This window comes from Burkholderia sp. AU30198, assembly GCF_020419825.1.
GTDB lineage: Bacteria > Pseudomonadota > Gammaproteobacteria > Burkholderiales > Burkholderiaceae > Burkholderia.
Window position 1 is genome coordinate 53,012 of sequence record NZ_JAIZSA010000009.1, and the last position, 24,560, is coordinate 77,571.

27 protein-coding genes and 1 tRNA gene are annotated in these 24,560 nt (G+C 67.5%); 16 read left to right on the plus strand and 12 right to left on the minus strand.

The annotated features are described in order from the left end of the window. The first annotated feature begins 6 nt into the window (after nt 1–6). The 3 genes from LGN19_RS20175 to LGN19_RS20185 all read left to right on the plus strand — a co-directional run bounded on the left by LGN19_RS20175 (nt 7) and on the right by LGN19_RS20185 (nt 2,445). On the plus strand, nt 7–783 hold the full coding sequence (locus LGN19_RS20175; protein ID WP_043187587.1) for an ABC transporter ATP-binding protein: 777 nt from the start codon (nt 7–9) through the stop codon (nt 781–783). Further along, nucleotides 783–1,499, plus strand: a complete 717-nt coding sequence (locus tag LGN19_RS20180) for an ABC transporter ATP-binding protein (RefSeq protein ID WP_122946079.1) — start codon at nt 783–785, stop codon at nt 1,497–1,499. The genes LGN19_RS20175 and LGN19_RS20180 overlap by 1 nt, the downstream gene beginning before the upstream one ends. Before the next feature lie 274 nt (nt 1,500–1,773). Further along, complete coding sequence (locus LGN19_RS20185) at nt 1,774–2,445, plus strand: DUF2278 family protein (protein WP_174955439.1); 672 nt, start codon at nt 1,774–1,776, stop codon at nt 2,443–2,445. A 24-nt stretch (nt 2,446–2,469) separates the two neighbouring features. Here LGN19_RS20185 and LGN19_RS20190 read toward each other — a convergent pair whose 3' ends face one another. From LGN19_RS20190 to LGN19_RS20200, 3 genes are all read right to left on the minus strand, one after another. Beyond that, on the minus strand, nt 2,470–2,925 hold the full coding sequence (locus LGN19_RS20190; protein WP_226216779.1) for a GNAT family acetyltransferase: 456 nt from the start codon (nt 2,923–2,925) through the stop codon (nt 2,470–2,472). Nucleotides 2,926–2,938: 13 nt separating this feature from the next. Further along, the gene (locus tag LGN19_RS20195; RefSeq protein WP_122946076.1) at nt 2,939–4,123 is read right to left on the minus strand and encodes an acetylornithine transaminase; all 1,185 of its coding nucleotides are present in this window, start codon (nt 4,121–4,123) and stop codon (nt 2,939–2,941) included. A gap of 292 nt (nt 4,124–4,415) precedes the next feature. Continuing rightward, the gene (locus LGN19_RS20200) at nt 4,416–5,447 is read right to left on the minus strand and encodes a CDP-6-deoxy-delta-3,4-glucoseen reductase (RefSeq protein ID WP_122946075.1); all 1,032 of its coding nucleotides are present in this window, start codon (nt 5,445–5,447) and stop codon (nt 4,416–4,418) included. 107 nt (nt 5,448–5,554) lie between these two features. Between LGN19_RS20200 and LGN19_RS20205 the strand changes: the two genes are divergently transcribed. Then, nucleotides 5,555–6,592, plus strand: a complete 1,038-nt coding sequence (locus LGN19_RS20205; protein ID WP_175017177.1) for an NAD-dependent epimerase/dehydratase family protein — start codon at nt 5,555–5,557, stop codon at nt 6,590–6,592. Here LGN19_RS20205 and LGN19_RS20210 read toward each other — a convergent pair. Further along, the gene (locus LGN19_RS20210) at nt 6,575–6,763 is read right to left on the minus strand and encodes a hypothetical protein (protein ID WP_226216781.1); all 189 of its coding nucleotides are present in this window, start codon (nt 6,761–6,763) and stop codon (nt 6,575–6,577) included. The two genes, LGN19_RS20205 and LGN19_RS20210, sit on opposite strands and share 18 nt — an antisense overlap. 106 nt (nt 6,764–6,869) lie before the next feature. Further along, nucleotides 6,870–7,586 carry a pseudouridine synthase gene (locus LGN19_RS20215; protein ID WP_174955436.1) on the minus strand — a complete coding sequence of 239 codons (717 nt, stop codon included), beginning with the start codon at nt 7,584–7,586 and terminating at the stop codon, nt 6,870–6,872. Between the two features lie 114 nt (nt 7,587–7,700). Between LGN19_RS20215 and copC the strand changes: the two genes are divergently transcribed. From copC to LGN19_RS20235, 4 genes are all read left to right on the plus strand, one after another. Beyond that, complete coding sequence (gene copC, locus LGN19_RS20220; protein ID WP_122946071.1) at nt 7,701–8,075, plus strand: copper homeostasis periplasmic binding protein CopC; 375 nt, start codon at nt 7,701–7,703, stop codon at nt 8,073–8,075. Between the two features lie 63 nt (nt 8,076–8,138). After that, a complete protein-coding gene (locus tag LGN19_RS20225; RefSeq protein ID WP_175034346.1) occupies nt 8,139–8,639 on the plus strand; it encodes a DinB family protein in 501 nt (166 codons plus the stop codon). A 179-nt stretch (nt 8,640–8,818) separates the two neighbouring features. Further along, nucleotides 8,819–9,592 carry an SDR family oxidoreductase gene (locus LGN19_RS20230; protein ID WP_226216783.1) on the plus strand — a complete coding sequence of 258 codons (774 nt, stop codon included), beginning with the start codon at nt 8,819–8,821 and terminating at the stop codon, nt 9,590–9,592. A gap of 166 nt (nt 9,593–9,758) precedes the next feature. Next, nucleotides 9,759–10,679, plus strand: a complete 921-nt coding sequence (locus LGN19_RS20235; RefSeq protein ID WP_226216785.1) for a LysR family transcriptional regulator — start codon at nt 9,759–9,761, stop codon at nt 10,677–10,679. Nucleotides 10,680–10,719: 40 nt separating this feature from the next. Here LGN19_RS20235 and LGN19_RS20240 read toward each other — a convergent pair whose 3' ends face one another. After that, the gene (locus LGN19_RS20240; RefSeq protein WP_226216787.1) at nt 10,720–11,616 is read right to left on the minus strand and encodes a LysR family transcriptional regulator; all 897 of its coding nucleotides are present in this window, start codon (nt 11,614–11,616) and stop codon (nt 10,720–10,722) included. A 106-nt stretch (nt 11,617–11,722) separates the two neighbouring features. Between LGN19_RS20240 and LGN19_RS20245 the strand changes: the two genes are divergently transcribed. Beyond that, entirely contained in the window at nt 11,723–12,613 is an 891-nt protein-coding gene (locus LGN19_RS20245; RefSeq protein WP_226216789.1) for an alpha/beta fold hydrolase, read from the plus strand. Between the two features lie 30 nt (nt 12,614–12,643). Here the strand turns inward: LGN19_RS20245 and LGN19_RS20250 are convergent, their stop codons facing one another. Together LGN19_RS20250 and LGN19_RS20255 are read right to left on the minus strand one after the other, a co-directional pair. Next, complete coding sequence (locus LGN19_RS20250; protein ID WP_226216791.1) at nt 12,644–13,543, minus strand: SDR family oxidoreductase; 900 nt, start codon at nt 13,541–13,543, stop codon at nt 12,644–12,646. 43 nt (nt 13,544–13,586) lie between these two features. After that, nucleotides 13,587–14,324 carry an SDR family oxidoreductase gene (locus LGN19_RS20255; protein ID WP_226216793.1) on the minus strand — a complete coding sequence of 246 codons (738 nt, stop codon included), beginning with the start codon at nt 14,322–14,324 and terminating at the stop codon, nt 13,587–13,589. Between the two features lie 117 nt (nt 14,325–14,441). Between LGN19_RS20255 and LGN19_RS20260 the strand changes: the two genes are divergently transcribed. Beyond that, on the plus strand, nt 14,442–15,344 hold the full coding sequence (locus LGN19_RS20260) for a LysR family transcriptional regulator (RefSeq protein ID WP_226216795.1): 903 nt from the start codon (nt 14,442–14,444) through the stop codon (nt 15,342–15,344). A gap of 32 nt (nt 15,345–15,376) precedes the next feature. Here the strand turns inward: LGN19_RS20260 and LGN19_RS20265 are convergent, their stop codons facing one another. The 4 genes from LGN19_RS20265 to LGN19_RS20280 all read right to left on the minus strand — a co-directional run bounded on the left by LGN19_RS20265 (nt 15,377) and on the right by LGN19_RS20280 (nt 18,052). Further along, a complete protein-coding gene (locus LGN19_RS20265; RefSeq protein WP_175223038.1) occupies nt 15,377–15,541 on the minus strand; it encodes a hypothetical protein in 165 nt (54 codons plus the stop codon). 148 nt (nt 15,542–15,689) lie between these two features. Continuing rightward, nucleotides 15,690–15,774, minus strand: a tRNA-Leu gene (locus LGN19_RS20270). A 96-nt stretch (nt 15,775–15,870) separates the two neighbouring features. Then, on the minus strand, nt 15,871–17,046 hold the full coding sequence (locus tag LGN19_RS20275) for an ABC transporter substrate-binding protein (RefSeq protein WP_175223039.1): 1,176 nt from the start codon (nt 17,044–17,046) through the stop codon (nt 15,871–15,873). 64 nt (nt 17,047–17,110) lie between these two features. Then, nucleotides 17,111–18,052 (minus strand): CysB family HTH-type transcriptional regulator, encoded by a 942-nt coding sequence (locus tag LGN19_RS20280; RefSeq protein WP_122946061.1) that lies wholly within the window; start codon nt 18,050–18,052, stop codon nt 17,111–17,113. Between the two features lie 214 nt (nt 18,053–18,266). On the opposite strand from LGN19_RS20280, the gene LGN19_RS20285 reads away from it, so the two are divergent. The 6 genes from LGN19_RS20285 (at nt 18,267) to cobA (ending at nt 24,480) form a co-directional block, all read left to right on the plus strand. After that, nucleotides 18,267–19,946, plus strand: a complete 1,680-nt coding sequence (locus tag LGN19_RS20285) for a nitrite/sulfite reductase (protein WP_226216797.1) — start codon at nt 18,267–18,269, stop codon at nt 19,944–19,946. A 25-nt stretch (nt 19,947–19,971) separates the two neighbouring features. Beyond that, nucleotides 19,972–20,529 (plus strand): DUF934 domain-containing protein, encoded by a 558-nt coding sequence (locus LGN19_RS20290; RefSeq protein WP_226216799.1) that lies wholly within the window; start codon nt 19,972–19,974, stop codon nt 20,527–20,529. Beyond that, nucleotides 20,526–21,278 (plus strand): phosphoadenylyl-sulfate reductase, encoded by a 753-nt coding sequence (locus LGN19_RS20295; RefSeq protein ID WP_226216801.1) that lies wholly within the window; start codon nt 20,526–20,528, stop codon nt 21,276–21,278. The genes LGN19_RS20290 and LGN19_RS20295 overlap by 4 nt, the downstream gene beginning before the upstream one ends. A gap of 76 nt (nt 21,279–21,354) precedes the next feature. Then, nucleotides 21,355–22,317: a sulfate adenylyltransferase subunit CysD gene (cysD, locus tag LGN19_RS20300; RefSeq protein WP_174955428.1), complete on the plus strand. Its 963-nt coding sequence runs from the start codon at nt 21,355–21,357 to the stop codon at nt 22,315–22,317. 22 nt (nt 22,318–22,339) lie between these two features. After that, nucleotides 22,340–23,656, plus strand: a complete 1,317-nt coding sequence (locus tag LGN19_RS20305; RefSeq protein WP_174955427.1) for a sulfate adenylyltransferase subunit 1 — start codon at nt 22,340–22,342, stop codon at nt 23,654–23,656. A 74-nt stretch (nt 23,657–23,730) separates the two neighbouring features. Continuing rightward, nucleotides 23,731–24,480 carry a uroporphyrinogen-III C-methyltransferase gene (gene cobA / locus LGN19_RS20310; protein ID WP_175223040.1) on the plus strand — a complete coding sequence of 250 codons (750 nt, stop codon included), beginning with the start codon at nt 23,731–23,733 and terminating at the stop codon, nt 24,478–24,480. Nucleotides 24,481–24,560 lie beyond the last annotated feature (80 nt).

Genomic DNA, 24,560 nt, shown 5'->3' on the forward strand with positions numbered 1-24,560 from the left:
ATACACATGAGCGACAAGCAAATCCGACTGTCCGTCAAAGGCGTGAACAAGCGCTTCGGCGGCCTGCAGGCACTGTCCGACGTCGGCCTGCAGATCAAGGAAGGCGAGATCTACGGCCTGATCGGCCCGAACGGTGCCGGCAAGACGACGTTCTTCAACGTGATCACGGGCCTCTACACGCCGGACTCCGGCGAGTTCAAGCTCGACGGCACGGAATACAAGCCGACCGCGGTGCATCAGGTCGCGAAGACGGGCATCGCGCGCACGTTCCAGAACATCCGCCTGTTCGGCGGGATGACGGCCCTCGAGAACGTGATGGTGGGCCGCCACGTGCGCACCAAGCACGGGCTGCTCGGCGCGGTGTTCCAGACGCCGGCCGAACGCCAGGAAGAGCGCGAGATCAAGGAACGCGCGATCGAGCTGCTCGAATACGTCGGCGTGCTGCAGTACGCGGACTACACGTCGCGCAACCTGTCGTATGGCCACCAGCGCCGTCTCGAGATCGCGCGCGCGCTGGCCACCGACCCGAAGCTGCTCGCGCTCGACGAGCCGGCGGCCGGGATGAACGCGACCGAGAAGGTCGAACTCACGCGCCTGCTCGACAAGATCCGCTCGGACGGCCGCACGATTCTCCTGATCGAGCACGACGTGAAGCTCGTGATGGGGCTATGCAACCGGATGACGGTGCTCGATTACGGCAAGGTGATCGCCGAGGGTCTGCCGCAGGACGTGCAGAAGAATCCGAAGGTGATTGAGGCATATCTCGGCGCAGGGGTGCACTGATGGCAGCGGCAATGTTGAAAATCAAGGGCTTGCAGGTCAACTACGGCGGCATCCAGGCCGTCAAGGGCGTTGACATGGAAGTCCGTCAGGGCGAGCTCGTGACGCTGATCGGCGCGAACGGCGCGGGCAAGACCACGACGATGAAGGCGATCACCGGTCTCAAGGCGTATTCGGCAGGCGACATCGAGTACGACGGCAAGTCGATCAAGGGCATGCCGACCCACGAGCTGCTCAAGCGCGGCCTCGCGATGGTGCCGGAAGGCCGCGGGATCTTCGCGCGGATGTCGATCATCGAGAACATGCAGATGGGCGCATACCTGCGCAACGACGCCGAGCAGATCAAGAAGGACGTCGACCGGATGTTCGGCTTCTTCCCGCGCCTGAAGGAGCGTGCAACGCAGCTCGCGGGCACGCTGTCGGGCGGCGAGCAGCAGATGCTGGCGATGTCGCGCGCGATCCTCTCGAAGCCGAAGCTGCTGCTGCTCGACGAGCCGTCGATGGGCCTGTCGCCGATCATGGTCGAGAAGATCTTCGAAGTGGTGCGTGAAATCTCGAAGGAGGGCATCACGGTGCTGCTGGTCGAGCAGAATGCGCGCCTTGCGCTGCAGGCGGCCGACCGAGGCTACGTGATGGATTCGGGCACGGTCACGATGGAAGGCGATGCGAAGCAGATGCTCGACGATCCGAAGGTGCGTGCCGCGTACCTGGGCGAATGAGTGAGTGAATGAGCGGGCCCGGTGGCGCGCGACGGCAGGTGCCGGGCGCGTCTCACACGGGCTTTCGAAAGGCTGTCACGGGATGCCGTGACAGCCTTTTTTTTCGTGTCACGCGATTCGGGTCGAACTTGTGCGGGCGGACGCGACTCCATTCGACTGTTGCGCCGCGCATGCGGCGCGGGAACGATGGGGGCGGCCGCTCGTTGCCGGTCGCCAGCAAACCGACACACGGGCCGCGTAGCATCGGCGGCCGATCGGCACACGGAGAGCACGCATGAGTCTGGACTACGGTTTCGTGAAGGCGAAGGTGACATCGGTGGCGAAGCTGAAGGGCTCGCCGCACGGCAGCGAGATCCAGTATCACATCCACCTGACGCTCGCGTTGCCCGGAGGCAACTGGGATGTCGCGATCAACGTCGGCACCAGCGACGCGGACGACCTGCTGAACTACAAGCTCGTCTACGATTTCCACCACCCGATCACGCAGACGCTCGCGGCCGCGGCGGAAGGCTACACGGACCTGACGGGGCAGGCCGCGTTGCCCGCGCTCGACTACATGCGCAGCGACATCCTGAACGAAACGGGTGCGTGGCGCCCGAGCGCCGTGATGGACGGCACCGAGAATCAGGAGCCGATTCCGTCGCTGCTGCGGCTCGTGAATGCCGCGCAGTCGCAGGGGCTCGACGTCGTCGTGTTCGGCCGCTCGTATGCCGAAGGCAACGGCATCCACGACACGCACATGAACCAGGGTTCGACCGGCGCGAACTACCTGCACCGTGCGGGCGACGACCACAACGACCACAACGACATCTGGCAGGACGGCGCGCTGATCGTGCGCGTGAGCGACACGCAGTGGGCCGCGTATTTCGCCGCGTTCGAGCAGCAGGCCGTGCCGACCGACGCGCTCGGCAATCCGCTGCCGGGCGCGGGGCCGATCACGCGCTGAGCGGGCTTGCTGCCGGCCTTTGCTTCATGCGGCCGGCAGCGTCTTGCCGAACGAGATGCGTTCCTCGACGCGATAGCCGAGTGCCGCGTAGAAGCGGCACGCGTCGTCGTTGCCGGGCAGCACCTGCAGGTTGATCTTCGGGCAGCCGCGCGCGGCGAGCGCGCGTTCCGCATGCGCGATCAGTGCGCGGCCGATGCCGAGCCGCCGCGCGTCGTTCGATACGCCGAACGAGTAGAGCCAGCCGCGATGCCCGTCGAAACCCGCCATCAGCGTGCCGACCACGCGCGCGCCGCTGGTCGCGACGAAGAACAGTTCCGGCTGCGTCGCGAGCTTCAGCTCGATCGATCGCAGCGGATCGCGGTGCGGTGGTGCGTCCGCGTCTTCGTACTGCGGGAACGCGTCACGCCATACCGCGAGCACGGCATCGGTGTCGGCGCGTTCGAACGGGCGGATTGCGACAGCATCGGCGGCGGCATCCATCGCGGCGGTCTCCTTAGAGCGTGTCGAGAACCGACCGCAGCATCGCCATCATCTGGTCGATTTCCTCGGTCGTCACGTTCAGTGCGGGCATGAAGCGCAGCAGGTTCGGCCGCGCGGCGTTCAACAGCAGGCCATCGGGCTGCATGTCGCGCGCCTTCTCGACGATCTGCGGGCCGATGTCCTTGCCGAGCAGCAGCGCGCGCAGCAGGCCTTCGCCGCGTTCGCCTTCGAAGCCGCGCTCTTCCGACAACTCGAGCAGCTTGCGCTTCAGGTATTCGCTGCGCTCACGCACGCCTTCGAGGAAGCCCGGCGCGACGAGCTGCGAGATCACCGAATAGCCGACTGCCGTCATCAGCGGGTTGCCGTTGTACGTGCCGCCCTGGTCGCCGGCCTCGAATACCGCAAACTCGGCCTTCGACAGCAGCGCGCCGAGCGGGGCACCGCCGCCGATACCCTTCGCGAGCGTCATGACGTCCGGCTCGATGCCGGACAGTTCGTACGCGAACAGCGTGCCCGCGCGGCCGCAGCCGCTTTGCACTTCGTCGACGATCAGCAGCAGGTTGTGCTGCTTCGTCAGCGCGCGCAGCGCCTGCATGAATTCACGCGTGGCCGGAATCACGCCGCCTTCGCCCTGGATCGGCTCGAGCATCACCGCGACGGTCTTGTCGGTGATCAGCTTCTCGACCGAGTTGATGTCGTTCAGCTCGGCTTTCGGGAAGCCCGGCACCTGCGGTGCGTAGATCGTGTCCCAGCCCGGCTTGCCGCTGGCCGACATCGTCGCGAGCGTGCGGCCGTGGAAGCTGTGGTCGAACGTGATGATCTCGTACGCGCCGTTCTTGAACTTGCGGCCCCACTTGCGTGCGAGCTTGATTGCGCCTTCGTTCGCTTCCGCGCCGCTGTTCGTGAAGAACACCTTGTCGAACACGCTGTGCTGCGTGAGCAGGCCCGCGAGCTTCGCCATCGGTTCGTTGTAGAACGCGGGCGACGGGTTCAGCAGCTTTTCCGCCTGCGTCTTCAGCGCTTCGACGATGCCTTCGTTGCAATGGCCGAGACTGTTGACGGCCCAGCCCTGGATGAAGTCCAGATAGCGCTTGCCGGTGTGATCGTAGAGCCACGAACCCTTGCCGTGCGTAAACACGATGTCGGGGCGGTTCGTGATGTACATCAGCGAGTCGATCGGATAATCGTTCAGGGGCATGGCAGCAGACTCCAGCGGACGTTGAAAGGGAAACAGGCAATAAAAAAGCCACGGAAGGCCGTGGCTGGTGGGTCGAACAGCTTGTGCGTAACCGGTGAAGCAGTGTGGGGTTACGCGCGAGTCCGTGACGAGCCTGCGGCATCCGGGCGGAGCGGCGAGCGGCGACGTCGAAGGGCGGACAGGAAGCAGTTCATGTGCGCAAGCATAAGGCATCCCGCGCCTCACTGTAAACCGCCGCGATGCCACCGGTGTGACATCGCGGCGCGCAGTGCTGTACGCGGGTGCGCGGGCCTTAGACCGGATGTGCGAGATCGGCGGCGCTCGTGAACGAGTCCGCGTAGAACTCGTCGGCCGGCAGCGCGTGGTGCTGCGTGAAGTCGCGCTGCGCGGATTCGACCATCACCGGCGCGCCGCACGCGTACACCTGGTGGGCCGACAGATCGGGCAGGTCCTCGATCACCGCGCGATGGACGAAGCCCGTGCGGCCCGTCCACTGATCGCCGGCGTCCGGCTCGGAGAGCACCGGCACGTACTTGAAGTTCGGGATCTCGCGTGCCCACTGCTCGGCGAGCTCGCCGAGGTAGATGTCCTTCTTGCGGCGCGCACCCCAGTAGAGCGTCATCGGGCGCGTGATGCCCGTGTGCTTCACGTGCTCGATGATCGCCTTGATCGGCGCGAAGCCCGTGCCCGATGCGAGCAGCACGATCGGCTTGTCGGAATCTTCACGCAGGAAGAACGTGCCGAGCGGGCCTTCGAAGCGCAGGATGTCGCGCTCCTTCATCGCGCCGAACACGTGATCGGTGAACTTGCCGCCCGGCATGTGACGGATGTGCAGCTCGACCGGGCCTTCCTCGTGCGGCGCGTTCGCCATCGAGTAGCTGCGGCGCGAGCCGTCCTTCAGGATGAACTCGACGTACTGGCCTGCGAGATACTGCAGGCGTTCGTTGGCAGGCAACTGCAGCTTCACGACCATCACGTCGTCGGCCTTGCGTTCGAGCGCGGCGATCCGGCACGGCAGCTTCTTGACCTGCACGCCGTCGACGCCGGCGATTTCGCGCACGTCGATTTCGAGATCGCACTGCGCCTTCGAGCAGCACAGCAGCGCGAGGCCGCGCGTGCGTTCGTCGTTGGACAGTGCCGACGCGGCGTGCGGGCCCTGTTCGATCTGGCCCGACACGATCTGGCCCTTGCAGGAGCCGCACGCGCCGTTCTTGCAGCCGTACGGCAGATGGACGTTCTGGCGCAGCGCAGCCGCCAGCACGGTTTCATCCGACTCGACCTGGAATTGCCGGCCGCTTTGCTTGAGAGTGACGTTGAATGCCATAGAACCAAACTAGAACAAAATGTGGGGACCGTGCATGTGGCGCACGGCAGCTACAATGCAAGCCCGTTGCGCGTCGCGCAACGGTGGCTACTGAATTCGCAACCAACATGATCGCGACTCGAATCCTGCGCCGGCCGCGCGCACTGATCGTCGGCTGCGGCGACGTCGGCATGCGCTGCGTCGCGCAATGGCGCGACACGCACCGCAACCTGCGGATCTTCGCGCTGACGAGCCACCCGGCCCGCCGCGACGAACTGCGCGCCGCGGGCGCGACACCGATCGTCGGCGACCTCGATCGCCGGGCGACGCTCGGCCGCCTCGCGGGTCTGGCCCGCACGATCCTGCATCTCGCGCCGCCGCAGTCCGATGGCCGCGACGACCGGCGCACGCGTGCGCTGATCGCCGCAACGACCGTGCCTGCACGACGGCCTCCCGTGCCGCCGGCACCGGCGGTCGGCCGGCTCCGAACGTTGCGCACCGCTGCCCGACAGGCCGGCGCGCCCGTTCGGGCAGCGCGTATTGTACCCGACGGCCTTCGTGCGCCGAGGCTCGTCTACGCCAGTACGACGGGCGTTTACGGCGACTGCGGCGGCGCACGCATCGACGAAACGCACCCGCTGCGCCCCGCGAATCCGCGCGCGTTCCGGCGCGTGTCGGCCGAGCGGCAACTGCGTGCGGCGACGGTGCGCGGCGTGCTGTCCGCGCGCATCGTGCGCATTCCGGGCATCTACGCGGCGAACCGTCTGCCGGTCGCGCGGCTCGAGCGCGGCACGCCGGCGCTCGAACCGGCCGATGACGTCTACACGAACCACATCCACGCGGACGATCTCGCGGCGATCCTGCGCCGTGCGGCCGAACGCGGCAAGCCGGCGCGCGCCGTGCACGCGTCGGACGACAGCGAACTGCGGATGGGGGAGTATTTCGACCGGGTCGCGCAGGTGCTCGGCCTGCCGAAGCCGCCACGCGTCAGCCGCGCGGACGCCGAGCGTCAACTCGAACCGACGCTGCTGTCGTTCATGCGCGAGTCGCGGCGCCTGTCCAACGCACGGCTCAAGGCCGAATTGTGCGTGACGTTGCGCTATCCGACCGTAGACGATTTCCTTCAAACGCTCGCGCCGGGCAGCGCGTCAGGTGAGCGCCGGTAACGCCTCGATCAGCAGGAAGCACAGCAGCGCGCCGATCAGCGCGCCAATCAGGTTCGGATGATATTTGTGCTTCATGTGCATCGCGCCCAGCAGCCCGCCGATCACGATGACGCCGATGACCGCGAACGCGATCATCACGTACGACAGTTCGAAAGTATGGTTGATGTTCATGATGTCTCCCCCTGCATCGCTGCTCGTACAGCTTGTGATTTCAGTATAGCGGGGGAACATGTGGCCGAGACGCGGCCGGACGTCGAACGGTCGTGCGGATTTTCCCTTACAGGGTTTTGACCGGATTGCGTAATGCTGAAAGGTCGGCGTCATCTAGCCAGCGCCACGCACCCGGTGCGAGATCGTCCGGCAGCGTGAAGCCGCCGATGCTTTCGCGATGCAGCGCTTCGACGCGATTGCTCGCCGCCGCGACCATGCGCTTGACCTGGTGATACTTGCCTTCGAGGACGGTCAGCGCGAGCGCGTGCGTATCGCGCGCGTCGGCTGCGACCGCCGCGATCGGCTTCGGCTCGCCGTGAAGCTGCACGCCGGTGCGCAGCACGTTCAGCTGCGTGTCGTCGAGCGGGTGGCGCACGGTCGCCACGTAGGTCTTCGGCACCTTGCGCTTCGGCGACGTGTACGCGTGCACGAACTGGCCGTCGTCGGACAGTAGCAGCAGGCCCGTCGTGTCCTGGTCGAGACGTCCGACGCACTGCACGCCACGTGCGACGAGCGGCGCGGGCAGCAGGCTGAACACGCTCGCGTGGTGTTGCGGATCGCGCGAACACTCGTAGCCGGCCGGCTTGTTGAGCGCGAGATACGCGTGCGCGTGGAACGGCCACGCCGTACCGTCGACCGAGAACACGAGGCCGTCGGTATCGAATGCGGCGTCGGGGTCGGTCGCGCTGGCGCCCGCCACGGTGACGCGGCCCGCTTCGATCAGGCCGCGGCACTGGCGGCGCGAGCCGAAGCCCTGGGTGTAGAGAATGCTTTCGAGGTCCATAGCGCGCGCATTCTATCAAGCGGCGGCGCGCGACCGGCATGAACGCGCATGCGCTGGTAAGCTGCCGGTACGCCGCGCGGGGCGCGGCGCCCGTTCATTCTTCACGGAAAGTCCATGCCTTTTGCTTCGTTCCCGTTCGGCCGCAAGGCTGCCGCCTTCATCCTTGCCGCGACCGTTTCGTCGGCCGCGTTCGCGCACGCGCACCTCGCGAAGAGCGACCCGGCGGCGGGCGCGGCGCTGGACGCCGCACCGGCCGCCGTCACGATCGACTTCACCGAGCCGCTGGAGCCGGCGTTCAGCTCGATCGTCGTCGTCGACGGCAACGGCAAGACGGTGTCGGACGGCCGTGCGCGCGTCGACGCGTCGAACCGCAAGCGGATGACGGTGCCGCTCACGGCGGTCGGCTCCGGCGCCTATACGGTGAAATGGGTGGCCGTCGCGACCGACGGGCACCGCACGCAGGGCGCGTACGGTTTCGGCGTGAAGTGACGCAACGGCGGCGGCAGGCCCGTGCCAGGGCTGCCGCCGCCCTTATCCGACTGGGAGTCCCGCATGAATCCGACGACGCTCGACGCACTCGCCGATTTCCCCCGTCTGCTCGAAGCCCATTTCGCGGCCGTCCCCGACGGCTACGCGCGCTGGACGCCCGACGACTGGGCCGGGATCCCGAGCGAGCATTTTTCGCCGCTCGGGCAGCTCTGCCACGTGCGCGATATCGAGATCGACGGCTATCACGTGCGGCTGCGGCGGATGCTCGACGAGGACCGGCCGCTGCTCGTGTCGATCGATGGCGACGCGCTCGCGATCGAGCGCCGCTACAACGACGCGTATGCGTCCGACGTGCTCGCGGCGATCCGCGAAGCGCGGCGCGAGACGCTGGATCTCGTGTCGCGCCTCACGCCCGAGCAGTTCGCGCGCACCGGCGAGTTCGACGGCTACGGCTCGCTGACCGTGCGCGGGCTCGTTCACTACCTGTGCAGCCACGACCAGCAGCATCTGGCCGGCATGCAGTGGCTGCTCGGCAAGATCGACGCGGCGCTGTACGCGCGCTGAGCCGGCCGGCATTCGCGGAATCGAGCGCAGATTCCGGCGCGGTTGTCGGTGCGGCAGGTGGCACTGCATGGCCGCGATTGGATCGTTTTTCTGGATAATCCATCCAGCCGCGGCCGGCTGACCGGCGCGTCGCGCGTGCCTACACTCCAAGCTTCGTTCAACGAGAAAAGGAGTCAACCGTGGCAACTCATACGCTCGCAGACAAGGTCGTTCTGATCGCAGGCGGCGCAAAGAATCTCGGTGGCTTGATCGCGCGGGATCTGGCGAGCCACGGCGCGAAGGCGGTGGCGATTCATTACAACAGCGCCGCTTCGCAGGCACAGGCCGAGGAGACGGCCGCCGCGGTGCGCGCGGCTGGCGCTCAAGCCGCCACGTTCCAAGGCGACCTGACGACGGCCGCTGCGGTCGAGAAGCTGTTCGACGACGCGAAGCAGCGCTTCGGCAAGATCGACATCGCGATCAACACGGTCGGCAAGGTGCTGAAGAAGCCGTTCACCGAGATCAGCGAGGCCGAGTACGACGAGATGTTCGCGGTCAACAGCAAGTCGGCGTTCTTCTTCATCAAGGAAGCGGGGCGGCACCTCGAGGATCACGGCAAGCTCGTCACGCTCGTGACGTCGCTGCTCGGCGCGTTCACGCCGTTCTATGCGGCGTACGAAGGGTCGAAGGCGCCGGTCGAGCATTTCACGCGCGCAGCGTCGAAGGAGTACGGCGCGCGCGGGATCTCGGTGACGGCCGTCGGACCGGGCCCGATGGACACGCCGTTCTTCTACCCGGCCGAGGGCGCCGATGCGGTCGCGTATCACAAGACGGCGGCCGCGCTGTCGCCGTTCAGCAAGACGGGCCTCACCGACATCGAGGACGTCGTGCCGTTCATTCGCCATCTCGTCACCGACGGCTGGTGGATCACGGGCCAGACGATCCTGATCAACGGCGGCTATACGACCAAGTAACCGACCCGGCAACGGGCCGCGCAGCGCACCGCAATGGCGCGTTTGCGTGGACAATGGACGGGCGCGCGGCCTCGCGGCTGCGCGCCCGTTTTTTCTGGGCCGCCGGATCTTGCCGCGACGCGCGACGGCCGGCGGCGACGATCGTCCGAACTTACGTTCCCCGCCGATGGACAAGCTGGATCAGGTCAGAATCTTCCTGCAGGTGGCCGAGATGGGCAGCTTCATCAAGGCCGCGCATGCGCTCGACGTGCCGCGCGCGACCGTGTCGGCGGCCGTCCAGCAGCTCGAGACGGGGCTCGGCACGCGCCTCCTGCATCGCACCACGCGCCAGGTGCAGCTGACCGCCGACGGTACGCTGCTGCTCGAACGCGGCCGGCGGCTGCTCGCGGAGGCCGACGAGCTCGACCGCCTGTTCCGCCGCCGCGACCGCGACGTGATCGGCCGGCTGAACGTCGACGTGCCGAGCCGGATTGCGCGCCGCATGGTGGCGCCCGCGCTGCCATCGCTGTTCAGCCGTTACCCGAAGCTGCAACTGTCGCTCGGCTCGACGGATCGTTCGATCGACCTGGTCCAGGAGGGCGTCGACTGTGCGATCCGCGTCGGGCGGCTCGCGGACAGCAGCCTCGTCGTGCGGCCGCTCGGGCAGTTCACGCTGATCAACTGCGCGAGCCCCGACTATCTGCGCGAATGCGGTGTGCCCGAGCATCCGGATGCGCTCGCGCACGGACACTGGGCGATCGGCTATGCGTCGCCGACGACCGGGCGCGAGCTCGACTGGGAATACTGCACGGACGGCCAGCGGCACACGCTCGCGCTGCCGAGCCGCGTGATCGTCAACAACGCCGAAACCTATATCGCCAGCTGCATCGCGGGGATGGGGCTGATCCAGATTCCGCGCTTCGACGTCGCGCATCTGCTCGACAGCGGCGCACTCGTCGACGTGATGCCCGGCCACCGCGCCGCGCCGATGGACGTGTCGGCCGTGTATCCGCACCGGCGCCATCGTTCGCGCCGGCTCAACGCGTTCATCGAGTGGTTCGGAGAACTGATGGCGAGCGCGCTGACGGCGGGCGGGGACGGGGACTGACCGGCACGGCCGGTTTGCGTCATGTGCCGTCGTGCCTGTTTCAGCCGGGCGGCACCGCGAACTGCCGGCTGCGCCCGGTTTCCCGCACCGCATCGATCAGCGCTGCGCCGGCGCCATCCGGTTTTGCCGCGAACGCGTAGAAGCGCGCGGCCGGTAGCGCGGGCAGACCGTCCTGCGGCCCGCATTCGCGCAGGCCGTCGCGCAATTGGCTGCGCGCCAGCGCGGTGACCGCGAAGCCCGCGAGCGCGGCCGACACGCAGCCGGCCATGCTGCTGCTCTCGAACTGCACGCGGAACGGCCGCAGCGCGGCGGCGAGTGCCGCGACGGCGGCTTCCCGATAGACGCACGGCTGCGGAAACAGCGCGAGCGGCACGTCGCCACCCGCGTCGAGCGTGCGATCCGACGCGAACGCCCATACGAGCGGTTCTTCCCACAGCAGTTCGCCCGGCGTGTCGACCTGCCGGCACTGCTTGCCGAAGACGACGTCGAGCCGGCCGAGCGTCTGCTCGCGCAGCAGCGACGCGGTGATGCCGACCTTCAGCTCGATCGACGTGCGCGGGTGGCGGTCGCGAAACGTGCGCAGCACATGCGGCAGCCACGCGCCCGCGAAATCTTCCGACGCGCCGACCCGCAGCGGCCCGTGCGCCGGCGCGCCGCGCAGCCTCGCGCGCACTTCGCGCTCCATGTCGACGATGTTGCGCGCGTACGCGTACAGCGTGTCGCCGGCCGGCGTGAGCGCGATGCGGCGGGTCGTGCGCGCGAGCAGCACCGTGCCGGCGGCCTGCTCGAGCCGCTTGATGTGGCCGCTGACGGCGGACGGCGTCAGCGCGAGCCGTTCCGCGGCCGGCGCGAACCCGCGGCTGTCGACGACTTCGAGGAAGGTACGCAGCAGCGTGATGTCGAGCGAGGTCGACGCGGGATCGGTCAGCGGTTCCATGGGTCAATTCAACGCGATACTCGAAGAATGAACGATGATACTCCGTGAATCGTGATGAACAGCCGGCCTACCATCGTGCACTCGGATCGACCCAACGGAGTGCACGATGACGACCTATGCGCATGCGACGACCGCGTCGCTCGACATTGCCTATCTCGAATGGAACCCGCGCGGCGAGCGCGTGGCCGTGCTGCTGCATGGCTGGCCGGACAGCCCGGTCGGTTGGAGCGCGGTGGCGGCGGCGCTCGCCGCGCGCGGCTACCGCGTGCTCGCGCCCGCGCTGCGCGGATTTGCGCCGACCCGCTTTCGCGACGCATCCGTGCCGCGCAGCGGCCAGCTCGCGGCGCTCGGGCGCGACCTGCTCGACTTCATCGATGTGCTTCGCATCGAGCGGCCCGTGCTGGTCGGGCACGACTGGGGCGCGCGGGCGGCGGCGAACGCGTGCGGGTTGCGCGACGACGCCGCAACGCATCTCGTGATGCTGTCGGTCGGGTACGGCACCAACGATCCCGGGCAGCCGCTGTCGCTGCAACAGGCGCGCAACTACTGGTATCACTGGTTCATGGCGACGCCGCGCGGCGAACAGGCGTTGCGCGACGATCGCCGCGCGTTTGCCCGCTTGATGTGGGACACGTGGTCGCCGCCGGGCTGGTATCGCGACAGCGACTTCGACGCGGCCGCCGCTGCGTTCGACGGGCCCGACTGGATCGACGTCGTATTGCATTCGTATCGGCATCGGTGGGGATTCGTGCCGGGCACGCCGGCCTATGCCGACGACGATGCGCGTCTGAATCCCGCGCCGGTGCTGGCGCTGCCGACGCTCGTGCTGCACGGCGGCGCGGACACCTGCAATCATCCGGACAGCTCGGCCGGGCGCGAACGGTTCTTTGCGGGGCGCTACGCGCGGCAGGTGCTGGACGGCGTCGGCCACTTTCCGCAGCGCGAGGCGCCGGCGGCGGTGGCCGACGCGATCCTCGGGTTCTGCGAGCAAGCTTGATGCGCGCCGGCGTGTCCGGCGCGCGGCGGATCAGCCGCCGACGCGGGCCGCGAGCAGGTCGGCGAGGCCGATGTTCCTGAACATCTCGCGGCGGATGCGGTCGCCGACGCGGAACACTTCCTCCGCGCCGTCTTGCGACGGATCGACGAACACGCGGTACGGGCGCTTCCCGGCTGGCGCGGCGACGATGTCGGCAATCGCCGTCGCGACCGTGCCCGCATCGGCGTCCGCCGGTTCGAGCGCGGCGAGGCCCTGCAGCGCCTGCTCGGCGACGCCCGCATAGGGGCCGTCGTCATAGGCGGCCTGAACGGTCGCGTCGGCCGGCTTGCCTGCGTGGGCGAAGTGATTCGTGCCCTGGGTGAAGGCGCCCGGCACGACGATCGACGTCTCGATGCCCCAGCGGGCGAGTTCGGCCGCATAGGACACCGCCAGCGAATCCATCGCGGCCTTCGCGGCGAAGTAGGGGGCGAGGAACGGCGGCGTACCGCCACGCGCGGACGACGACGACACCCAGACGAGCAGGCCGCGGCCCTGGCGGCGCAGGTGCGGCAGCGCGGCGCGGTTGACGCGCTGGGTCGACACGACGTTGATGTCGTAGAGCTGGGCGATCTGCTCGGGCGTGAACGCTTCGGCCGGACCGAACACCATGTGGCCGGCATTGTGGACGATGACGTCGAGGCGGCCGTTGTCCGCGATCACGCGATCGATGGCGGCACCGACGGACGCGTCGTCGCCGACGTCGAGCTCGACGGTGCGCAGGTCGACGCCGTGTTCCTGCGCGTAGGCGGCGATGGCGGCGACGCGCGGCGCGTTGCGGCCGGTGCTTTCGCGCATCGACGCGTAGACGGTATGACCGGCGCGGGCGAGTGCCTGGGCGGTCAGCAGGCCGAAGCCGCTGGACGCGCCCGTGACGAGAATGATTTCCTTCATGATCGATCTCCGGCAAGAGGGGGCTCGGCAGGCGGCCGGTCAGTCAACACATGCCGCCATTGGCGCGCAGGACCTGACCGTTGATCCACGCGCCGTCGGGGCCGGCGAGGAATGCGACGACGCTGGCGATGTCGGCGGGCTGGCCGAGCCGCTCCAGCGGATTCATCTTCGCCATCCGGTCGACGAGTTCGGCGCTCTTGCCGTGCAGGAACAGCTCGGTCGCGACCGGCCCCGGCGCGACCGCGTTCACGCTGATGCCGCGGCCGCGCATCTCCTGCGCGAGCACCTGCGTCATGCCTTCGACGGCCGCCTTGGTCGCGATGTACACGCCGTAGGTCGGCAGGCGCATGCCGATCACGCTCGAGGTCAGGTTGACGATGCGGCCGCCGTCGCGCACGCGCTTTGCCGCCTCGCGGCTGACGTTGAACGCTCCCTTCAGGTTGATCGCGACGGTCTGGTCGAACGCTGCGTCGTCGAACTCGGCGAGCGGCGCGAGCTTCATCACGCCCGCGCTGTTGACGACCACGTCGATCCGGCCGAATGCCTGCTCGGCCGCGTCGAACAGGGCAGCCACTGCCGCCGGATCGGCGACGTCCGCCTGCACCGCGACGGCCGTGCCGCCGTCGGCGACGATCGCGTCGACCACTTCCCGGGCCGGGCCGGCGCTACCGGCATAGTTCACGACGACCCTGAAACCGTCGCGGGCGAGACGGCGGGCGATTTCCGCGCCGATGCCGCGCGACGAGCCCGTGACGAGGGCGACCTGTTCCGATGTGCTCATGTCCTGCTCCTTGCTTCGTGAGTGCCGTGCGATCCGGCGACAGGACAAATGTAGGCTTCTTCGATTAATAAAAATAATGAATAATGATCAGATCAAGAATGACGAAAAGTATGTCTCATGACATTCGACAGCAGGCTCCTGAGCGGTATCGGCGTGCTCTCTGCGGTGATCGAGGCCGGCACCTTCGCGCGTGCCGGCGAGGCGATGGGGTTGACGCAGCCGGCGGTGAGCCGTGCCGTCGCCCGGTTGGAAGAGCGCGTCGGCATCCGGATCTTCAACCGCACGGCGCGCGCGATCACGCTGACCGACGAAGGGCGGCGCTTCTATGAGGCGGTCGCGCCGCTGCTGGCCGGCATCGAGGACGCGGCGATCGACGCCGGCCAGTCGAAGGCGCGTGTCAGGGGGCGCCTGCGCGTCAACGTCGACGCGACCTTCGGTCACTACGTGCTGGCGCCGAAGTTGGCGGAGTTTCTCGAGCGCTTTCCCGACCTGTCCGTCGAGATCAGCGTGCGCGACCGGATGGGCGACCTTGTCGCCGACGGGTTCGACGTGGCGGTGCGGTTCGGTATTCCGGAGCCGTCGTCATACCGTGCGCGGTTGCTGCTGGAAACGCGCGTGCTTACCTGTGCGTCGGCGGCCTATGTCTCGCGTCATGGCGAACCGCGGCACCCGCGGGATCTCGCGGATGGGCATCGTTGCGTGCTGATCCGCGATCCGGTGACGGGGCGGCCGTTCGAATGGGAATTCCATCGCGGCAAGGAGGTGGTGCCGTTCGATGCCGCCGGCCGGCTGACGGTCAACGATACGGGCATGCTGCTCGGCGCGTGCCTGGGCGGCGCGGGGGTCGCGCAGCTGCTGGAACTCTATGCGCGCGACATCCTCGCCGACGGGCGGCTGGTGCTGCTGTTGCCGGACTGGGCCGACGAGACGTTTCCGCTCTACGCGTATCACCACGCGTCCAGTCTCGTTTCGGCGAAGGTGCGCGTGTTTCTCGACTTCGTTCGGGCGTTGATGGCCTGAACTGGCGTGGCGACGGTGGCCGTCCCGTCCATTCATTCGGTGCGATGCGGAATGCTGTCCGGGAACGGGTAGGGCGCGTGCGGGCCCGGCCAGTCCGGCACCGGCGGCGCGGTCAGGACGTCGCATCCTGCCAGCATGAGCGACAGCGCCACCGCGAGCGCGCGGCAGAGCGGAGATGAAATCGTGCGCATGGACATGGCGTGCCTCCGTGTCGCGCATCCTCATGATGCTTGGACTGTTGCGCGGGGGCTCGCGTTGCGGCGCGGGCGGCAAAAACAAAAAACCCGCGAAGCGGCGAGCTTGCGCGGGTTTCGGGAGGCGCAGCGCATCACGCTGCGAGAATGCTGGTGCCCAGGGCCGGAATCGAACCGGCACGCCTTGCGGCGGGGGATTTTGAGTCCCCTGCGTCTACCAATTTCACCACCTGGGCTTGATCCTGGCCGCGCATGCGATGGTGCGCGGCGAAACGCGGATTATGTCTGAAATCCCGACGCCGGGCAAGCTGCCCGGGTGCCAGATGCGTACGTCACTGGCTCAGGTAGACGAACCGGCCCTGTTTGACGATCCCCATCACGCTCGCGCGCTGATCGAGCCCCACATGATCCTTGTCGCTCGTGTTGACGACGCCGTTCGGCACGACGAGCTCGTGCGCGCGTTCCAGCTCGCGTCGCAGCGCCGCGCGGAACGCGGGCGTACCGGGCTGGGCGGCCTTCAGCGCGCGGCCGACCGCGTCGACGAGGCGCGGGTAGACGCCCGCCGCGTCGCCCGCGAACTGCGTGACGGTGCCGGCGCCGTATTTCGCCTCGTATGCGTCGACGAACGCGAGCGCGGCCTTGCGGGCCGGATGATCGGCCGGCAGCGTGCGCGCGACGACCACCGGCTGGGTCGGGAACAGCGTCCCGTCGACGTCCTTGCCACCAAGCTTGATGAATTCCGGCGTCGCGATCCCGTGCGTCTGATAGATCGGGCCCTTGTAGCCGCGTTCGATCAGCGTGCGCTGCGGCAGCACGGCCGGCGTGCCCGAGCCCGCGATCAGGATCGCGTCGGGCTTCGCGGCGATCAGCTTCAGCGCCTGGCCCGTGACGCTCGCATCGGTGCGGTTGAAGCGCTCGGTCGCGACGACGCGGATCTTGCGCAGGTCAGCAAAGCGCGTGAATTCGTTCAGCCAGCTGTCGCCATAGCTGTCCGCGAAGCCGATGAAGCCGACCGTCTTCACGCCGTGGTTCGCCATGTAGCGCGTCATCACGTCGGCCATCGCGCGGTCGCTCTGCGCCATCTTGAACGCCCAGGTCCGCGCGCCTTCCTGCGGCTCGACGATCGCGCCGGAACCGACCAGCGTGATCATCGGCGTCTGCCCGGTGGCCACCGCATCGAGCGCCGCGAGCGCGGCCGGCGTGATGTTCGGGCCGACCACGACGTCGACGTGATCCTCGTCCACCAGCTTGCGGATGTTGCGCACGGCCGCGCCGGGATCGGACGCATCGTCGAGCACCGTCACCTGCACGGGCTGCCCGGCGATCGTCTTCGGCCACATCAGGATCGCATTCTTGCTCGTGATGCCGATCGCGGCGGCCGGGCCGGTCGACGACAGGTCGACGCCGACCTTCAGGTCGGCCTGCGCGGCCACGCAGGCGAGCGCGAGGGCGGCGCCGGCGGCGTAGCGCAGCAGCGCGGGAAGTCGCGGCAGGGCGGGAAGCGTCATGCGGAGTTCTCCGTCGGACAGCAAAAAGGGGCGCGATGTGCGCCCCCGTGTTTATACACGCCGCTCAGAGTTCGTACGATTCGGATTCGCCCTTGAGCGCCTGTTCGATCAGCTTGCGGTTCAGCGTCGGCGACAGCAGTTCGACGAGCGTATACACATAGCTGCGCAGGTAGGCGCCCTGCTTGAGCGCGACGCGCGTCACGTTGCTGCCGAACAGGTGGCCGACCGGGATCGACCGCAGGTTGCGGTCGCGCTCCGGGTTGAACGCGATGTCGGCCATGATGCCGACGCCGAGGCCGAGTTCGACGTAGGTCTTGATCACGTCGGCGTCGATCGCCTCGAGCACGATGTCCGGCGACAGCCCGCGCAGCGCGAACGCATGGTTGATCTTCTTGCGGCCCGCGAACGCGCCTTCGTACGTGATCAGCGGGTACTGCGCGAGATCGTCGAGCGTGACCGGCTTGCGTTCGAGCAGCGGATGGTCGGCCGGCACGACGGCCGCGTGGTGCCACTGGAAGCAGGGCAGCGACACGAGCTCCTTGTAGTCGGAAATCGCCTCGGTCGCGATCGCGAGATCGGCCTGGTCGTGGATCACCATCTCGGCGACCTGCGTCGGGCTGCCCTGCAGGATCGACAGGTGCACCTTCGGGAAGCGCTTCTTGAATTCGGCGATCGCGGCCGGCAGCGAGTAGCGGGCCTGCGTGTGGGTCGCGGCGATGGTCAGGTTGCCCTGATCCTGGGCCGCATAATCTTTCCCGACCCTTTTGAGGCTCTCAACCTCCTGGAGAATCCGCTCGACCGACGCGAGGATGATCCTGCCCGGCTCGGTGAGCGACCGCACGCGCTTGCCGTGCCGCGTGAAGATCTCCACGCCCAGCTCGTCCTCGAGCTCGATGATCGCCTTCGATACCCCCGGTTGCGACGTGTAGAGCGCCTTGGCGGCCTCGGTGAGATTGAAATTCTGCCGGACGGCTTCGCGCACGAAGCGAAATTGGTGCAGGTTCATTTATAACCCTTCCGCATATCAACAGAATTTTTTAGTCGTTTGAAATATAAGGCGAGTTTATTACGATTCACCGGAGTTTTTCAAATATGGATATCTGTTTTCGTCATTAGCAATCCACCCGGCAGCGGATGGCGGTGGTGACGGCGGAACGGAGATTCGGGCGCGACGTGGCTAGGACGTCGCGCGGTCACCACGAAAACCCTGGGGTCCCCGAATGTATCAGTACGACCAATACGACCAGACGATCGTCGACGAGCGTGTCGCGCAGTACCGCGATCAGGTGCGCCGCCGGCTGTCGGGCGAGTTGAGCGAAGACGAGTTCCGTCCGCTGCGCTTGCAGAACGGCCTGTACATGCAGCGCCACGCGTACATGCACCGCATCGCGATTCCGTACGGCAACCTGCGCAGCGACCAGCTCCGGATGCTGGCGCGCATCGCCCGCGAACACGACCGCGGCTACGGTCACTTCTCGACCCGCTCGAACATCCAGTTCAACTGGGTCGAGCTGGAAGACACGCCCGAAATCCTCGCGAAGCTCGCGTCGGTGCAGATGCACGCGATCCAGACGTCGGGCAACTGCATCCGCAACATCACGGCCGACCAGTTCGCCGGCGTCGCGCAGGACGAAGAGATCGATCCGCGTCCGTGGTCGGAAATCCTGCGCCAGTGGTCGACGTTCCACCCCGAATACCTGTGGCTGCCGCGCAAGTTCAAGATCGCGGTGTCGGGCTCGAAGGACGACCGCGCGGCCGTGCAGATCCACGACCTCGGCGTGTACCTGAAGAAGAACGCGCAGGGCGAAGTGGTCGCGAGCATCCTCGCGGGCGGCGGCCTCGGCCGGACGCCGATCATCGGTGCGGTGATCAAGGAAGACCTGCCGTGGCAGCACCTGCTGACCTACTGCGAAGCCGTGCTGCGCGTATACAACCGTTACGGCCGCCGCGACAACCTGTACAAGGCGCGCATCAAGATCCTCGTGAAGGCGCTGTCGCCCGCGAAGTTCGCGCAACAGGTCGAGGAAGAATGGCAGCACCTGAAGGACGGCCCGTCGACGCTCACGCAGGCGGAAGTCGATCGCGTGTCGCAGTACTTCCAGCCGCCCGCCTACGAGAAGCTGGCCGACACCGACGCATCGTTCGAACAGCACCTGCTCGAGAACAAGGCGTTCGCGCGCTGGGTCGAGCGTAACGTCGCGCCGCACAAGGTGGCCGGCTACGCGGCCGTCACGCTGTCGCTGAAGGATCATCGCGCGGCGCCGGGCGATGCGACCGACAAGCAGATGGAACAGGTGGCCGACTGGGCCGACGCGTACTCGTTCGGCGAACTGCGCGTGTCGCACGAGCAGAACCTGATCCTCGCGAACGTGAAGAAGCACGACCTGTTCGCGGTGTGGGAAAAGGCGAAGGCCGCCGGTTTCGCGACGCCGAACATCGGCCTCCTGACCGACATCATCGCGTGCCCGGGCGGCGACTTCTGCTCGCTCGCGAACGCGAAGTCGATCCCGATCGCGCTGGGGATCCAGCAGCGCTTCGACGATCTCGACTATGTGTACGACCTCGGCGACCTGTCGCTGAACATTTCCGGTTGCATGAACTCGTGCGGTCACCACCACGTCGGCAACATCGGCATCCTCGGCGTCGACAAGGACGGCGCCGAGTGGTACCAGGTGTCGCTCGGCGGCGAGCAGGGCACGGGCCAGAACGGCGCGCGCCTCGGCCGCGTGATCGGGCCGTCGTTCTCCGCGGAAGAAGTGCCCGACGTGATCGCGAAGCTGATCGACACGTTCGTCGAATCGCGCATCGACGGCGAGCGTTTCGTCGACACGTACGACCGCATCGGCATCGCGCCGTTCAAGGAGCGCGTGTATGCGGCGCGCCAGGCAGTGAACGCGTAACCAACCGGGTAGAAGGAATTAGCAGATGGCTTCGATTATCAAGAACCGCGCAGTGACCGACGATGCATGGCAGGTCGTGCGCGCGGCGGAAGACGGTGCGCTGCCCGCGGTCGACGCGTTGCCGGCCGGCAAGGTGCTGGTGCCGTTCGCGTTGTGGCAGGCTGAGCGCGCAGCGCTCGTCGCCGCGAAGACGAAGGACGAGCTTGGCGTGTGGCTCGCGCCGGACAGCGAGCCGGCCGATCTCGTGGCCGATTTCGGCGCGATCTCGCTGGTCGCGGTCGATTTCCCGCGCTTCGCGGACGGCCGCGGCTACAGCATCGCGCGTCTGCTGCGCGAGCGCCACGGCTGGACGGGCGAGCTGCGCGCGATCGGCGACGTGCTGCGCGACCAGTTGCTGTACATGTCGCGCTGCGGCTTCGACGCATTCGCGGTGCGCGCCGACAAGGATATCCACGACGCGCTGAATGCGTTCACGGAATTCACGCAGCGTTACCAGGGCGCGTTCGACCAGCCCGAACCGCTGTTCCGCCGCCGCGCCGCGTCGGCAGGCGTAGCGACGCCTGAAGCAAAGGTGGGCGCATGAGCACCGTGACCGCCACCACGCTGACCCCGGAACTCGCCGCGAAGGTCGAGCGCCTCGACGCGCTGCTCGCGCAGATCGGTGCCCGCCACGACAAGGTGAAGTTCGCGAGCAGCCTCGCGGCGGAAGACATGCTGCTCACGCACGCGATCCTGTCAAAGGGCGTGTCGATCGGCATCTTCTCGCTGAATACGGGCCGCCTGCATGCGGAGACGCTCGGCATGATCGACCGTGTGCGCGAGCGCTACGGCTACGAGATCGAGCAGTTCCATCCGCAGCAGGACGCGGTCGACCAGTACGTTGCCGAGCACGGCCTGAACGCGTTCTACGAGAGCGTCGAGCTGCGCAAGTCGTGCTGCCACATCCGCAAGGTCGAGCCGCTGAACCGCGCGCTGTCGGACGTCGGCGCGTGGGTCACGGGCCAGCGCCGCGAACAGTCGGTCACGCGTGCCGAGCTGCACGAGGAAGAACAGGACGAAGCGCGCGGGATCGCGAAGTACAACCCGCTCGCCGACTGGACGGAAGCCGACGTATGGGCGTACCTCAAGGCGTTTGACGTGCCGGTGAATCCGCTGCATGCGCGCGGCTACCCGAGCATCGGCTGCGAGCCGTGTACGCGGGCGATTCGTCCCGGCGAGGACAGCCGCGCGGGCCGCTGGTGGTGGGAGTCGCGCGATACGAAGGAATGCGGCTTGCACATCACGACGATCACGCCGATTCCCGCGGAAGCCGTTGCCGGCGCCACGCACTGAAAGCCTGACAAGAAACTGAATCTTGCGCCGCCTGCGACAGCGGGCGGCACGAACCCAGAAGAGAAGGACTGAAATCATGAGCACGACGCTCGAGCAATCCGCCTTTGCCCCGCCCACCGGTGCCGACAACCGCATGGGCCACCTCGACTGGCTCGAAGCCGAGTCGATCCACATCCTGCGCGAACTGGTCGCCGAATGCAGCAAGCCGGCGCTGTTGTTCTCGGGCGGCAAGGATTCGGTCGTCGTGCTGCATCTGGCGCTGAAAGCGTTCGGCCTCGGCGCGAACCGCAAGACGACGCTGCCGTTCCCGCTCGTGCACATCGACACGGGCCACAACTACGAAGAAGTGATCGACTTCCGCGATCGCCGCGCGCAGGAGCTGGGCGCCGAGCTGGTCGTCGGGCACGTCGAGGATTCGATCAAGCGCGGCACGGTCGTGCTGCGCCGCGAAACCGATTCGCGCAATGCCGCGCAGGCCGTCACGCTGCTCGAGACGATCGAGCAGCACGGCTACACGGCGCTGATCGGCGGCGCGCGCCGCGACGAAGAGAAGGCGCGGGCGAAGGAACGCATCTTCTCGTTCCGCGACGAATTCGGCCAGTGGGATCCGAAGGCGCAGCGCCCGGAGCTGTGGAGTCTGTACAACGCCCGTCTGCACAAGGGCGAGCACCTGCGCGTGTTCCCGATCTCGAACTGGACCGAGCTCGACGTGTGGCAGTACATCGCGCGCGAAAACCTCGAACTGCCGTCGATCTATTACGCGCACGAGCGCGAGATCGTGCGCCGCAATGGGCTGCTCGTACCCGTCACGCCGCTCACGCCGATGCGTGACGGCGAGACGAGCGAGCTCGCGCAGGTGCGCTTCCGCACGGTCGGCGACATTTCCTGCACGTGCCCGGTCGAGAGCGACGCGGACGACGTCGAGAAGATCATCGCCGAGACGGCGGTGACCGAGATCACCGAGCGCGGCGCGACCCGGATGGACGACCAGGCATCCGAAGCCGCGATGGAACAGCGCAAGAAGCAAGGTTATTTCTGAAGCACACGAGGACATTCACATCATGAGCATCATCGAGAACAACGAAGACCTCGGCGTGCTGCGCTTCATTACCGCGGGCAGCGTCGACGATGGCAAGAGCACACTGATCGGCCGCCTGCTGTACGACAGCAAGGCCGTGCTGTCCGACCAGCTGTCCGCGCTGTCGCGTGCGAAGAACAAGCGTACGGTCGGCGACGAGCTCGACCTCGCGCTGCTGACCGACGGTCTCGAAGCCGAGCGCGAGCAGGGCATCACGATCGACGTCGCGTACCGCTACTTCGCGACCGCGAAGCGCAAGTTCATCATCGCTGATACGCCGGGCCACGAGCAGTACACGCGCAACATGGTGACGGGCGCATCGACCGCGCACGCGGCGATCATCCTGATCGACGCGACGCGCGTGACGATCGAGAACGGCGTAGCCGACCTGCTGCCGCAGACCAAGCGCCACAGCGCGATCGTCAAGCTGCTCGCGCTGCAGCACGTGATCGTCGCGATCAACAAGATGGACCTCGTCGACTACAGCGAAGCGCGCTTCAACGAGATCCGCGACGCGTACGTCACGCTGGCGAAGCAACTCGGCCTGAGCGACGTGCGCTTCGTGCCGGTGTCGGCGCTGAAGGGCGACAACATCGTCGGCGCGAGCGAACGCATGCCGTGGTACGCGGGCGAGCCGCTGCTCGACGTGCTCGAATCGCTGCCGGTCGAGACGCAGGCGCATGACGCGCTGCGCTTCCCGGTGCAGTGGGTCGCGCGCCAGGACGGCAGCTCGGCGGACGATTTCCGCGGCTACATGGGCCGTCTCGAGTCGGGCGAAGTGAAGGTCGGCGACGAGATCGTCGTGCTGCCGTCGAACCGCACGGCCACGATCGCCGAGATCGTCGCGCCGGTGCCGGGCGGCACCGCGTCCGTCCCGCACGCGTTCGCGGGCCAGACCGTGACGATCCGCCTCGCGGAAGACGTCGACGTGTCGCGCGGCGACATGTTCGTCACGTCCGGCGAGCCCGTCGAGCCGGCGAAGAAGCTCGAAGCCGATCTGTGCTGGTTCGACGAGACGCCGCTGTCGCCGCAGCGCAAGTACCTGCTGAAGCAGACCACCAGCACGGTGTTCGCGAAGATCGGCGGTGTCAAGCAGGTGCTCGACGTGCACACGCTGTCGCACGCGACCGACCGTCACGAGCTGAAGATGAACGACATCGGCCGCGTCGCGCTGACGCTGCAGAAGCCGATCGTTTGCGACACGTACGACGCGCATCCGGGTACCGGTGCGTTCGTGCTGATCGACGAGGCGACGCATCACACGGTCGCCGCAGGCATGATCCGGGCATTCTCGGCATAACCGGCGAGCCGCGCCGCCTCATGGCGGCGCGGGCCGGACGCCGTCGTCCGCAGGGACCAAGCGAAGCGACAAACATGGGCAAGGTGTATCTGATCGGAGCAGGGCCGGGCGCGGCCGACCTCATCACGGTGCGCGGCGCGCGGCTGCTCGCGCAGGCGGACGTCGTGCTGCACGACGCGCTCGTCGAGCCCGCGATGCTCGACTACGCGCCGAACGCGCGCCGGATTGCGGTCGGCAAGCGCTGCGGGCAGCGCTCGACCGCGCAGCACTTCATCAACAAGCAGATCGTCGATGCGGCACGCGAGCACGCGTGCGTCGTGCGGCTGAAGGGCGGCGACCCGATGCTGTTCGGTCGCGCGGAAGAGGAAATGCGCGCGCTGGAAGCAGCCGGCATCGACTACGAGGTCGTGCCGGGCATCACCGCGGCGCTCGCCGGCGCGGCGACGCTGAAGCGTTCGCTGACGTTGCGCGGCGTGTCGCGCAGCGTGGCGTTCGCGACGCATAGCCGGGCACCGGGCAGCGACGAGATTCGCGAAGCCGCGCGCGCCGATTCGATCGTCTACTACATGGGCCGCGACAGCGCGCCCGGCATCGCGCAGGAGCTGATCGACGCCGGCCGTGCACCGGCGACGCCGGTGGCGATCGTGGAGGCGTGCAGCACCGCGCGTGAGCGCACGTTGACGCTGACGCTCGCGCAGATGGCGGCGGGCGACGCGCAGGCGTGGCTCGATCCGGCCGAACCGAGCCTGCTGATGATCGGCGATGCGTTCGCCGAGCGCGTCGTGCAGGCAAAAGAGGGTAGCGCGTTGCGCGATGCCGCGTGAGCTGGAACGGAGCGTGGCGATGCATCGCACGCCGCCGCTGCGGTGACTGACGTAGCCCGAAAAAAAAGCGCTGGCTTGTG

What these genes read in the sequence shown, in the direction of transcription:
- LGN19_RS20305 (WP_174955427.1), top strand. Translation starts at nt 22,340, where the DNA reads ATGAGCATCATCGAGAACAACGAAGACCTCGGCGTGCTGCGCTTCATT.
- LGN19_RS20255 (WP_226216793.1), bottom strand. Translation starts at nt 14,324, where the DNA reads ATGAGCACATCGGAACAGGTCGCCCTCGTCACGGGCTCGTCGCGCGGC.
- LGN19_RS20295 (WP_226216801.1), top strand. Translation starts at nt 20,526, where the DNA reads ATGAGCACCGTGACCGCCACCACGCTGACCCCGGAACTCGCCGCGAAG.
- LGN19_RS20275 (WP_175223039.1), bottom strand. Translation starts at nt 17,046, where the DNA reads ATGACGCTTCCCGCCCTGCCGCGACTTCCCGCGCTGCTGCGCTACGCC.
- LGN19_RS20225 (WP_175034346.1), top strand. Translation starts at nt 8,139, where the DNA reads ATGAATCCGACGACGCTCGACGCACTCGCCGATTTCCCCCGTCTGCTC.
- LGN19_RS20175 (WP_043187587.1), top strand. Translation starts at nt 7, where the DNA reads ATGAGCGACAAGCAAATCCGACTGTCCGTCAAAGGCGTGAACAAGCGC.
- LGN19_RS20205 (WP_175017177.1), top strand. Translation starts at nt 5,555, where the DNA reads ATGATCGCGACTCGAATCCTGCGCCGGCCGCGCGCACTGATCGTCGGC.
- LGN19_RS20245 (WP_226216789.1), top strand. Translation starts at nt 11,723, where the DNA reads ATGACGACCTATGCGCATGCGACGACCGCGTCGCTCGACATTGCCTAT.
- LGN19_RS20260 (WP_226216795.1), top strand. Translation starts at nt 14,442, where the DNA reads ATGACATTCGACAGCAGGCTCCTGAGCGGTATCGGCGTGCTCTCTGCG.
- LGN19_RS20290 (WP_226216799.1), top strand. Translation starts at nt 19,972, where the DNA reads ATGGCTTCGATTATCAAGAACCGCGCAGTGACCGACGATGCATGGCAG.
- LGN19_RS20215 (WP_174955436.1), bottom strand. Translation starts at nt 7,586, where the DNA reads ATGGACCTCGAAAGCATTCTCTACACCCAGGGCTTCGGCTCGCGCCGC.
- LGN19_RS20190 (WP_226216779.1), bottom strand. Translation starts at nt 2,925, where the DNA reads ATGGATGCCGCCGCCGATGCTGTCGCAATCCGCCCGTTCGAACGCGCC.
- LGN19_RS20200 (WP_122946075.1), bottom strand. Translation starts at nt 5,447, where the DNA reads ATGGCATTCAACGTCACTCTCAAGCAAAGCGGCCGGCAATTCCAGGTC.
- LGN19_RS20280 (WP_122946061.1), bottom strand. Translation starts at nt 18,052, where the DNA reads ATGAACCTGCACCAATTTCGCTTCGTGCGCGAAGCCGTCCGGCAGAAT.
- cysD (WP_174955428.1), top strand. Translation starts at nt 21,355, where the DNA reads ATGAGCACGACGCTCGAGCAATCCGCCTTTGCCCCGCCCACCGGTGCC.
- LGN19_RS20185 (WP_174955439.1), top strand. Translation starts at nt 1,774, where the DNA reads ATGAGTCTGGACTACGGTTTCGTGAAGGCGAAGGTGACATCGGTGGCG.
- LGN19_RS20285 (WP_226216797.1), top strand. Translation starts at nt 18,267, where the DNA reads ATGTATCAGTACGACCAATACGACCAGACGATCGTCGACGAGCGTGTC.
- LGN19_RS20180 (WP_122946079.1), top strand. Translation starts at nt 783, where the DNA reads ATGGCAGCGGCAATGTTGAAAATCAAGGGCTTGCAGGTCAACTACGGC.
- cobA (WP_175223040.1), top strand. Translation starts at nt 23,731, where the DNA reads ATGGGCAAGGTGTATCTGATCGGAGCAGGGCCGGGCGCGGCCGACCTC.
- copC (WP_122946071.1), top strand. Translation starts at nt 7,701, where the DNA reads ATGCCTTTTGCTTCGTTCCCGTTCGGCCGCAAGGCTGCCGCCTTCATC.
- LGN19_RS20235 (WP_226216785.1), top strand. Translation starts at nt 9,759, where the DNA reads ATGGACAAGCTGGATCAGGTCAGAATCTTCCTGCAGGTGGCCGAGATG.
- LGN19_RS20195 (WP_122946076.1), bottom strand. Translation starts at nt 4,123, where the DNA reads ATGCCCCTGAACGATTATCCGATCGACTCGCTGATGTACATCACGAAC.
- LGN19_RS20250 (WP_226216791.1), bottom strand. Translation starts at nt 13,543, where the DNA reads ATGAAGGAAATCATTCTCGTCACGGGCGCGTCCAGCGGCTTCGGCCTG.
- LGN19_RS20240 (WP_226216787.1), bottom strand. Translation starts at nt 11,616, where the DNA reads ATGGAACCGCTGACCGATCCCGCGTCGACCTCGCTCGACATCACGCTG.
- LGN19_RS20265 (WP_175223038.1), bottom strand. Translation starts at nt 15,541, where the DNA reads ATGTCCATGCGCACGATTTCATCTCCGCTCTGCCGCGCGCTCGCGGTG.
- LGN19_RS20210 (WP_226216781.1), bottom strand. Translation starts at nt 6,763, where the DNA reads ATGAACATCAACCATACTTTCGAACTGTCGTACGTGATGATCGCGTTC.